This window comes from Clostridium hydrogenum (assembly GCF_021432385.1).
GTDB classification, from domain to species: Bacteria; Bacillota; Clostridia; order Clostridiales; family Clostridiaceae; genus Clostridium_S; species Clostridium_S hydrogenum.
Genome location: NZ_JAEACT010000003.1, coordinates 1023086 through 1034500, shown reverse-complemented (window position 1 = coordinate 1034500; position 11415 = coordinate 1023086). Strand labels below are relative to the sequence as shown.

Here is an 11415-nt window from a genome sequence, read left to right as displayed (position 1 = left end):
AAAGTAAGGGAGAGTGTATATGAAGGCTTTATTTTTTGATTTAAAAAATGATGGACACCATTTTTTTTATAATCATAATGTAATGAAATTACAAGGTGTTGATACAAAGTATTACGTTACAAGTAATTCTATAGAAAATGAAAAAGAAGAACTTCTTAATAATGATGGAGTTACTGTTGTTAAAATTAAGGCACTTGCAAGTAACAATAGAATTATTAGAATGTTTAGTGAATTATTGGTGTTATTTAAAATGAGAAAAATGATACATAAGCTAAATATTGATGTTGCTATATTGTTGTATTTAGATCATATAATAATACCATTATACATGCTTCAAGTATTTCTGCCAGTAAAAAGTAAATTGATTGCTACACTTCATTGGTTTCCAAATAGGAGTTCTAAATTAAAATTATTAAAAAAGCTTTCAGATAAGGGATTAAGGGTTATTGTTCACACTGAGGATGTAAAAAAAAGATTAGAAGCAGCAGGTATAAATAATGTTGAGTTAGTATATTATCCAACCCTAAAAACATCTAGTATAGATAAATTAACTGCAAAAAATAAATTAAACCTTAAATTAGTTAAAGAATATAAAACAATTTTATATTTTGGAGGAACTAGATTTGATAAGGGGGTAGATATACTTTTAGATGCTTTGGAAAAAGTAAATAGTTCAGCTAATATAATTATTGCAGGTCAAGAACAAACATTTAAAAGAGAGTTTATTGAAGAAAAATTATCGCATTTGGCAAATAAAAATGTAGTTTTAAATCTTGGTTATGTAAAAGATGAAGAGGTAGAATTATATTTTAAATCAAGTGATATTGTTGTTTTGCCATATAGAAAAATATTCAATGGAGAAAGTGGAATATTAACTGAAGCTATAAATAATAAAAATTTAGTTGTGGTACCAAATATAATACATTTTCCAAGTGTTGTAAGTAAATATTCAAATGGAGTTATATATGAAGCTGAAAACATTGTTGATTTAGGGGAAAAGCTTCAATATACAATTAAAAATATAGATGTATTTCAATCCGGAATTGATGAGGCTTTTGAAGATTATAAGGAAAAACATTCGATTAAAAATTTTATTAAAAACTATGAGAAAATTATTATAAAGGGAAAGTAGTGAGTGTATGAAAATAACTTTTGTTACAAATGCTAGAGCTCCATATAGAATGAAGCAATTAGAAAAAATATCAGAAGTTGATACATTTGACGTAACGGTATGTTATACGGATAAAAATCTTCAAGGGAGAGCTTGGAAGGTTGATGAGGCAAAAAAAATTAAAGAAAAGCAATTAAACGGTGTTTTATTAAGTAAAAAGTATGGTTATTTAAATTTTGGTTTGATAAAATTAATAAAAGAAGCTGATTATATAATATTAGGTGGATATGAACAACCAACATATATAGTATTATCAATTATATGTAGAATTATAAAAAAGCCATATTTATTATTTTTTGATGGCATATCTACAAATAGAATTTCAATGGAAGAAAATAAATTAAAAAAATTATTAAAGGGTTTAGTTATAAATAATAGCAAAGCAATTTGGGGAAACGGAACAGTAAGTAGAGAATATTTTGCTAAAAATTTTAACTATAATAGAAGTAAAATTGTAAATCAATGTTTAACTGTTGACATTGAAAGTATTAAAAAAATTATAAAAGATAAAAATACTATAAGAAGTGAATTAAGAAAAAAATATAATATACAAATGAATAAAAAAGTTATAATGTATTCTGGAAGATTAGTTGAAGTTAAGAATTTAAAAATTGTCATTGATGCTATTTCACAAGTTAAAGAGGAAATTGTATTTTTTATTGCTGGAGGCGGATTGCTCGAACAAGAAATAATAAATTATTCACAACAAAAAAATGTACATACAATAATTACTGGATTTATAAAAGATCAAAATGAATTATTTAAGAATTACTCAGTAGGAGATGTTTTTATACTTCCATCAATATATGAACCTTGGGGATTAGTAGTAAATGAGGCGATGGCAACAGGTTTACCAGTATTGGTGTCTGAAATATGTGGTTGCAGTATGGACTTGGTCAAAGAAGGTGAAAATGGGTATACGTTCAGTCCGTATAATTTAGATGATTTAATAGAAAAAATTAACCGTATATTAGGCAGTAATACAGAAGAAATGGGCAAAAATTCACAAAAGATAATTTCTGAGTGGAATTTTAATAGGTCAAGAGATAATTTTATAGAAGCAATTGAATTGGCTAAATACAGCAAATAGATTATAGCTATATTTATTACTCATTAATTGAAAGAAGGAATAGATATGGATTTAGCGCCAGTGGTGTTATTTGTTTACAACAGACCAGATCACACTAAAAAAACAGTAGAAGCTTTAAAAAATAATTATGAAGCTGAGAATACGGAATTATTTATATACGCAGATAATTGCAGGGAAAATGCAGCATATAAAAACAAATGTAAAGTAGAAGAAGTAAGAAAATATATAAGAACAATAAAAGGGTTTAAGGAAGTACATGTAATAGAGGCGCTAAAGAATAAGGGACTGGCAAATTCAGTTATATCAGGAGTTACAGAAGTAATAAATAAGTATGGAAAGGTTATAGTGTTAGAGGATGATCTTATAACTTCAAGAAGTTTTATAAAATATATGAATAAAGCCTTGGAAGTGTATAAGGATAAAGCTGATATATGGTCTATAAGTGGATATACTCCTCCAATAAATTTAAATGGATACGATAATGATATATATATCACTAAAAGAGGTTGTTCTTGGGGATGGGCTACATGGAAAGACAAATGGAGTACTGTAAACTGGAGTAAAGACTATTATGCGCAGGCAGTCAAAAATAGAAATGTAAGAAAAGCATTTAATGAAACAGGGTATGATATGTCATATATGCTAGAACTTCAAGGACAGGGGAAAATAGATTCATGGGCTATACGTTGGTGCTATAATCAGTTTGTCCAAAATAAATACACAGTATATCCAGCTAAGTCCTTTGTAAAAAACATAGGTACAGATAATTCAGGAACACATTCGGGTAACACAAAGAAATATGATGTTGATATATGTTTGAATGACGATATAAAAATGGATGACAATATAAGTGAAAATAAACAGGTAAATGAAAGCTTTAAAAAGTTTTATTCGCCAATTTTTAAGATAACTGTATCTAGGTATGCGAGGAAAATTGGAGTTTATAAATCTGTTAAAAAATTAATTAGTAAGTAATTTTTAGAATGCAATTAATAGTTCATAAAAAATTTAATTTATTTTAGAAAAAGTATTTAAAATATAAAGATAAATAACTATGTAATGCACTATATCAATATAGGTATGGTGTATTTTTTATATTGAGAACACCTGTTGATAATAAATATTTAAACAGCTATAATTAAAACTATAATAAAATATTATAGTATAAAAGGAGCCTAATCATGAAAGGAATAGTACTCGCCGGAGGTTCTGGCACAAGACTTTATCCAATAACAAAATCCGTATCAAAGCAGATACTTCCAGTATATGATAAACCTATGATATATTATCCTATTTCTGTTTTAATGCTTGCAGGAATAAGAGAAATATTAATAATTTCAACACCTAGGGATATGAACTGTTTTAAAGAATTATTGGGCGATGGAAGTCAAATTGGTGTTAAATTTGAATATGCAGTTCAAGCAGAACCAAGAGGACTTGCGGATGCCTTTATAGTTGGAGAGAAATTCATTGGAAATGACAGCGTTGCATTGGTTTTAGGAGATAATTTGTTCCATGGCTATAACCTAACAGAAAGGCTTCAAAATGCAGCAACAAGGAAAGAAGGGGCGACAATATTTGGATATCATGTAAGCAATCCAAAAGCTTTTGGTGTTGTTGAGTTTGATAAAGATAATAATGTAATATCTATAGAAGAAAAACCAGAAAATCCAAAATCAAATTACGCTGTTCCAGGACTTTATTTTTATGATAATGAAGTTGTAAATATATCAAAAAATATAAAGCCATCTGCTAGAGGTGAACTTGAAATAACAGAAGTAAATAACCAATATTTGAAAAAAGGAAAGCTTAAGGTCGAACTTTTTGGAAGAGGCATGGCATGGTTTGACAACGGAACTTGCAGCAGTCTTTTGGATGCGGCAAACTATGTAGAAGCTGTCCAAAAGCGCCAAGGACTTTATATAGCTTGCCTAGAGGAAATTGCATATACAAATGGATACATAAATAAAGACCAATTATTAAAATTAGCAGACCCTTTAGCTAAAACTGATTATGGTCAGTATCTTATTAATTTAGTGAATTTATAAAAATAGGCAATAGGGGTAAGAGACATTTAAGTTTCTTACCCCTATTTTTCATTGTGCATTGTGAACTGTGAATTGAAAAAAGTGATGAAGTAACAATGAAAATTGGATATAATAATGGTATAAGATAAAAAGTAGGTGGTTTAATTGAAGCGAGTGCCATATGGAATTTCAAATTTTGAAGTCCTAAGAAAAAAGAATTATTTATATGTAGATAAAACCTCATATATTGAAATACTTGATAGATACGCTCCATATCAGTTTTTTATAAGACCAAGAAGGTTTGGAAAAAGTTTATTTATATCAATGCTTGAGAATTATTATGACATAAATAAAAAAGATAAATTTCAAGAATTATTTGGAAATCTTTACATAGGAAAAAATCCAACAGAGGAGAGAAACAGTTTTCTCGTTTGGAAAATCAGCTTTGCAGGTATAGATGCAGGTCATGGAGAAGAAGAACTTAGAAATAGCTTTAATCAAAAGGTAGTTTTATCTGTACAGAAATTTATAAGTTACTATTCAAATTTACTTGGGGAGCAAATTATTCCAAAAGAAATAAAAAGTGCTGAAATTTTAGTGGAGTACATATCAATGTTGACAGCAAAAATAAATCGGCAAGTTTTTGTCCTTATAGATGAATACGATAATTTTGCTAATGAACTAATTACAGGAGGAAAGCAGAATACTTATAACACTATATTGCACGGAGAAGGTTTTGTTAAAGTTTTTTATAAAGCTCTAAAGGATGCTACTATGGACAACTTTACAAGAATATTTATGACAGGTGTAAGTCCTATAATGCTAGATGATTTAACCAGCGGCTTTAACATAACAAGAAATTACACCTTAGATGAAAAACTTAATTCCATGCTTGGTTTTACAAGGGATGAACTGTCATGGCTTATGGAGGAAGTAGGCTTAAAAGGTGTAGAACTTAAAAGTAAAATCTGCAAAGATATGACGGAATATTATAACGGCTATAAATTTAATGCAAATAGTAAATCTGTTTTTAATCCGGACATGGCAATGTATTTTCTTGATGGATATTTAGCTTATGATTGTTATCCAGAAGAAATGATAGACAACAATGTAAAAACAGATTACGGCAAGGTTAATCAATTAGCTCATAACTTTAATGATAATGAGGCTTTAAAGGAAATAATGTCCACTGGTGAAACCTCAACCATTTTAGTAGATAGATTTAATATAAATACTATGTACAGCGAAAAAGAAAACTTTAAATCTCTACTATTTTATCTAGGAATGCTTACTATAAAGGAAAAGGGGCCTAATGGTACCATACTTAAAGTGCCTAATTACGTAATCAAAACCATATATTGGGAACAGTACTTCCAAAAAGTGCGTGAGGATTATAATATCCAAATTCAAAAAGTAAGAACTGCGGTAACTGAGATGAGAATGAACGGAAACATTGAACTTTTAATAGAAATTGTAAAAGATTTATTAGAAAACTTATCTAACAGAGATCTTATACAAATGGATGAAAAAAATATTAAAATGATATTTCTCAGCCTCCTAGGCGTTGATGCAACATATTTCATAAAAAGCGAAGAAGAAAATAACAAAGGCTATGTAGATATCTTGTTAAAACGAAAAATCCAGCTAAAGGACATAACCAAATTTGAGTGGCTTATAGAGCTAAAATATATAAAAGAAAGTGAAAAAAATACTCTAGAAAAAGTAAAAGAGCAAGGCTTAAAACAACTTAAAAGCTATGGCGAAAGTAAACTGGTACAAGAAGAATTAGAAAGTAAAAATTTAAAGAAAGTATTGATTATTGTAGTCGGCAAAGGAACAATAAATTATTACTAAAATATTATGATTTAAAGAGATTTTTACAATTATTCTATAGTTGAAATTCACAGTCTTTAATGTTAGTATGAAGTATATAAGGCCTAGGTGGTGGAAACGTGGATAAAGAGACGAAGCAAATGTTTGAATTAATATTAAATAATTAAATTTTCATAAGAGTTGTAGCATGGAAAACACAGTAAGAATATTAACCTGCTGTGTTTTCATACATTATATAATTTTAATATCAATGGTGTTTATGGCACTAAAAACGTTCAATTGTAATTGATAAATATTAAGAACCGAGAAACAGAGTAAAGGTTAGGGAGTATAGTGAAGGACAATTTACCCTTTGTTTTACTCAAGTAAATCTTAAATTTAAATGTTGTAAGCTCCGCTGAGCGCCATATATGGTGCGATTTCGTAAGCAATCAAAAAATAAGTTTTAAGATTTTTCGTAGTGTAACGGAGAAAAATCATCCTTCACTGTACTCTGTACTTTGTACTTTGTACTCTGAAAAAAGGGAGTTTTATTATGAAAACATATTTAGTAACTGGTGGCGCAGGCTTTATAGGCTCAAATTTTGTCCACTATATGTTAAGAAAACATAAAGATATACACATAATTAATGTTGATAAATTAACTTATGCAGGAAACCTAGAAAATTTAAAAGACATTGAAAAAAATCCAAACTATACTTTTGTAAAAGCAGACATATGTGATAAGGAAGCTGTAGAAGCTTTATTTCAAAAATATGATGTAGATTATGTTGTAAACTTTGCAGCAGAATCACATGTAGATAGAAGTATAAGAGAACCAGAATTATTTGCAAAAACAAATGTTTTAGGTACAGTTACACTATTAAATGCAGCTAAAAATGCCTGGGAGACAGAAAATGGTTTTAAAGAAGGTAAAAAATATCTTCAAGTATCAACAGATGAGGTTTATGGTTCACTTGGAAAAGAAGGCTACTTCATGGAAACAACGCCTCTTGACCCACACAGCCCATATTCATCCTCAAAAGCATCAGCAGATTTAATGGTTAAAGCATATTATGATACATATAAAATGCCACTTAACATAACAAGATGCTCAAACAACTACGGACCATACCAATTTCCAGAAAAACTAATTCCACTTATCATAAACAACTGCGTCAATAAAAAACCACTACCTATCTACGGTGACGGCATGAATATAAGAGACTGGCTCTACGTAGACGACCACTGCAAAGCCATAGATATGGTCCTAGAAAAAGGAACAATCGGCCAGGTTTACAACGTAGGCGGACACAACGAAAGAAACAATATCTATATAGTTAAAACCATAATTTCATTTATTCACGACAATATAGATGCTACCGTAGACGAAACCCTAATAAAATACGTCGAAGATAGAAAAGGCCACGACAGAAGATACGGCATCGACCCACAAAAAATAAAAACCGACCTAGGCTGGTACCCAGAAACTACTTTTGAGATGGGCATCATAAAAACAATCAAATGGTACTTGCAAAATAAAGAATGGATGGAAAGACTAACTTCTGGAGAATACGAAAACTATTATAAAAACTATTATAAAATGTAAAAGCAAAGTACAGAGTATAAAGTACAAAGTACAAAGAATGATGATTTATCCTCCTCACGTCAGATAAATCTTAAAACTTAATAGTTCAGCGTAGCTGAACTATAATAAATGGTTTATAAGTTAAAAAATTTTTCTGCGACTAGCAGAAAAATTAACCTTCATTGTACTTTGTATTGAATATTCTTCTTGTAAGTGGTTAATATTTTAAATAACTATTTTATGAGGAGTGTTCAAAGTGGGTATAAATATAATGGAAGAAAAGTCATTTGCTTTTGCTATAGAAATAATAGGATTTTACAAGCAAATGCTTGGTGAAAGCAAAGATATGGTTTTAGCAAAGCAAATTTTAAGATCGGGAACAAGTATTGGAGCAAATGTAAAAGAGGGAGTAAGTGCACAAAGCAAACGAGATTTTTTAACTAAAATGAATATAGCACTTAAAGAGGCAGAAGAAACTGAATATTGGATTCAATTATTCATGGCAACAGGATATATAAAAGAACAACAACCACAAATTTTATATAAATGTAAAGAACTTTGCAGAATATTAAGTGCTACAGTTTCAACAACTAAGAGACACTTAAATTTAGAATAAACTCCAGATTACAAATACTAGAGTGTAAGGTGCGATGAGGTGTAATTTATTATTATCTAATGTAAATATATGAAATAATAAAAGTTCAACGCAGTTGAACTGAAATGTATCTATAAGTTTTTAAAATTTTTCTGCGAATAGCAGAAAAATTAACCTTCATTGTACTTTGTACTTTGTACTTTGTACTTTGGTTTCACGGGGTGATTAAATGCGATTATTAATTACTGGTTCCAATGGTCAACTTGGAGCCCAGCTAAAAAAAATCCTACAAGCTCAAAAGTCTGAACTAGGCGAAATAGACAACTCCTATTCCGATCTAGAAGTAAAGTATTTGAGTCATAGCGATTTTGACATAACCAATTTAAAGGAAGTCACAGATTACATTACTTCCTTTAAGCCTTATGCCATAATAAACTGTGCTGCCTACACAAATGTAGATAAATGTGAAACTGATATGGATGCAGCCTTTAAAGTAAACTCACTAGGTCCAAGAAACTTGGCAATTGTAGCTGAAAAAGTTAATGCCAAGTTGCTTCATGTTTCAACAGATTACGTATTTAACGGTCAAGGAAACATACCTTTTAAAGAATACGATATTCCTCACCCAGTAAGTGTATATGGAAAGACAAAGCTTTTAGGGGAGCAATACGTAAAAGAAAACTGCACTAGATATTTCATAGTTAGAACCGCATGGCTTTATGGCTACTACGGTAAAAATTTTGTATATACAATAATGAAAGCAGGAAAAGAAAAAGGTCATCTTGATGTTGTAGACGATCAAAGGGGCAACCCAACTAACGCAGAAGACCTAGCATATCACATATTAAAAATACTTCTAACAGAAGAATACGGAATATATCACTGTACAGGTAAAGGCGAATGTACCTGGTACGACTTTGCCCGGGAAATAATAACACTAAGCGGCATAAACTGCACCGTAACTCCAACAACTTCAGATAACCTAGCCAGAGCCGCCAAAAGACCAGCCTTCTCCTCACTAGACAACATGATGCTAAGATCAACTGTCGGCGACGAAATGCGAGACTGGAAAGAAGCCTTAAAATGCTTTATAGAAAACTTGGAAAAAAAGAGTAAAGATAACATATAACAGAGTACAGATGACAGAGTACAGAGTACAGAGTACAGTGAAGGATGATTTACCTTCCTCACGTCAGATAAATCTAAGAACTTAATAATTCAGCGCAGCTGAATTAAAAAATCATCTATAAGTTCAAAAATTTTTCTGCGGATAGCAGAAAAATTAACCTTCACTGTACTCTGTACTCTGTACTCCGTACTCTGTTTAAACGGAGGTAAACAAATTGAGTAAATTTAATTTTAACAAAACATCAATACCCGGTGTCTATATAATATCCCCTTCCCTTTTCGGTGATAATCGTGGATATTTCATGGAAACCTATAATTATAACGAATTCAAAGAAGCCGGTCTTGACATGATTTTTGTTCAAGACAATCAATCAAAATCAAAAAAGGGAGTTTTAAGAGGGCTTCACTTTCAAAAAGAACATATGCAAGGAAAGCTTGTACGTGTAATAAAAGGAGAAGTTTTTGATGTTGCAGTAGACCTCAGGAAAAATTCAGAAACCTATGGCAAATGGGTAGGTGTTACACTATCCGAAGAAAATAAAAAACAATTTTATGTGCCAACAGGTTTTGCACACGGCTTTTTAGTATTATCAGAGGAAGCAGAATTTTGCTACAAGTGTACAGAATTTTACCACCCAGAAAGCGAAGGAGGCATAATGTGGAATGATCCTGATATAAATGTAGAATGGCCTACAGAAGGCATAGACAACATTATACTGTCAGATAAAGATCAAAAACATCCAAGACTTTCAGAATGTAAAATAGAACTTTAAAAAATAGAGTTAAGAAATATGATTCATATTTCTTAACTCTATTTTTATTAAAAAGTTTTTGCATGTACCATCAAGAGAATAGCGATAGTTCTGAAAACTAAACTCATAACTGAAAAAATATAATGAAGTAGTGATTAAAATTGGATATAATAATACTATAGACCAATAATTAAATATATTATTGTAGGAGTTGGTAAAGTGGCTAGAACAAAAAGAAATGAGAAAATAAATAAAAAAGCAGAAGATGATAATTTCATAATGTCTCCTAAAATAGATTTTGCATTTAAATTATTATTTGGAGATTCAAAGAATATAGAGTTGTTAAAAGCTTTGTTATGTGCAATACTTAATGTAGAAGAATCTGCATTTAACGATTTGAGAATAATTAATAATGAATTGCCAAGACAGTTTGCTGAGGATAAAAAAGGAATTTTAGATGTAAGGGCTAAAACAAAAGATGATAAAGAGCTAGATATAGAAATTCAAATAATATCAACAGATTATATGGCTGAAAGAACGACTTTTTATTGGTCAAAAATGTACACCTCGCAAATAAAATCAGGAGATACATACGATAAACTGAAGAAATGTATAACAATAAATATATTAGATTTTGAATGTATACCACTAAATAAGTTGCATACAAGCTATCATATAACAGAGGATGAAACAAACTATAGATTGACAGAAACATTAGAAATCCACTATTTAGAATTACCTAAACTTAATAATAAAGATGTAGAGAAAGATGAAAATGCTGATATAACACAGTGGATGGAATTTATAGGTACAGAATCTAAGGGGGTGATGGAAATGCTAGCAGCTAAGAATAAAGAAATAAAAAAAGCTTACAATGAATTGCAAATAATAAGCAAAGATGAAAAAGCAAGAATGGCATACGAGGCTAGAGAGGCAGAAATCCATGACCAAAAGACGAAAATAAAGACAGCTAGAGAAGAGGGCATGAAGGAAGGTATAAAACGAGGTATAAAAGAGGGCAAAATTGATATTGCAAGAAATCTTTTGGACGTTCTAGATGATGAAACAATAGCCTTAAAGACAGGATTTTCTATTGAGGAGATAAAAAAGTTAAGAAAATAAGCTATTACTGGAAATTGTGCACTGAAAAAAAGTAATGGGTATCAATGAAACTTGGATATAGTGGCATTGTGATTCTAGAACTAAAAATGTCAATGCAATAAAAGTAATATTGATTGAAGATGTGATTAAT

The 11415-nt window shown here is 30.1% G+C and carries 10 protein-coding genes; all 10 read left to right on the top strand.

Annotation, left to right across the window (positions count from 1 at the left end):
- The first annotated feature begins 19 nt into the window (after positions 1–19).
- The 10 genes from CUEA01_RS17755 (at position 20) to CUEA01_RS17710 (ending at position 11285) form a co-directional block, all read left to right on the top strand.
- Positions 20–1132 (top strand): glycosyltransferase family 4 protein, encoded by a 1113-nt coding sequence (locus tag CUEA01_RS17755; protein WP_234123159.1) that lies wholly within the window; start codon positions 20–22, stop codon positions 1130–1132.
- 7 nt (positions 1133–1139) lie between these two features.
- A complete protein-coding gene (locus tag CUEA01_RS17750; RefSeq protein ID WP_234123158.1) occupies positions 1140–2261 on the top strand; it encodes a glycosyltransferase family 4 protein in 1122 nt (373 codons plus the stop codon).
- 45 nt (positions 2262–2306) lie between these two features.
- Positions 2307–3236 carry a glycosyltransferase family protein gene (locus CUEA01_RS17745; RefSeq protein ID WP_234123156.1) on the top strand — a complete coding sequence of 310 codons (930 nt, stop codon included), beginning with the start codon at positions 2307–2309 and terminating at the stop codon, positions 3234–3236.
- A 206-nt stretch (positions 3237–3442) separates the two neighbouring features.
- Positions 3443–4309, top strand: a complete 867-nt coding sequence (rfbA, locus tag CUEA01_RS17740; RefSeq protein ID WP_234123154.1) for a glucose-1-phosphate thymidylyltransferase RfbA — start codon at positions 3443–3445, stop codon at positions 4307–4309.
- Between the two features lie 144 nt (positions 4310–4453).
- Complete coding sequence (locus CUEA01_RS17735) at positions 4454–6142, top strand: ATP-binding protein (RefSeq protein WP_234123152.1); 1689 nt, start codon at positions 4454–4456, stop codon at positions 6140–6142.
- Between the two features lie 514 nt (positions 6143–6656).
- Positions 6657–7709, top strand: a complete 1053-nt coding sequence (gene rfbB, locus CUEA01_RS17730) for a dTDP-glucose 4,6-dehydratase (protein ID WP_234123151.1) — start codon at positions 6657–6659, stop codon at positions 7707–7709.
- Positions 7710–7944: 235 nt separating this feature from the next.
- Entirely contained in the window at positions 7945–8304 is a 360-nt protein-coding gene (locus tag CUEA01_RS17725; RefSeq protein ID WP_234123149.1) for a four helix bundle protein, read from the top strand.
- A 208-nt stretch (positions 8305–8512) separates the two neighbouring features.
- A complete protein-coding gene (gene rfbD, locus CUEA01_RS17720; protein WP_234123147.1) occupies positions 8513–9412 on the top strand; it encodes a dTDP-4-dehydrorhamnose reductase in 900 nt (299 codons plus the stop codon).
- A 214-nt stretch (positions 9413–9626) separates the two neighbouring features.
- Positions 9627–10184 carry a dTDP-4-dehydrorhamnose 3,5-epimerase gene (gene rfbC, locus CUEA01_RS17715; protein ID WP_234123145.1) on the top strand — a complete coding sequence of 186 codons (558 nt, stop codon included), beginning with the start codon at positions 9627–9629 and terminating at the stop codon, positions 10182–10184.
- A gap of 198 nt (positions 10185–10382) precedes the next feature.
- On the top strand, positions 10383–11285 hold the full coding sequence (locus tag CUEA01_RS17710) for an Rpn family recombination-promoting nuclease/putative transposase (RefSeq protein WP_329604002.1): 903 nt from the start codon (positions 10383–10385) through the stop codon (positions 11283–11285).
- Positions 11286–11415: the final 130 nt, after the last annotated feature.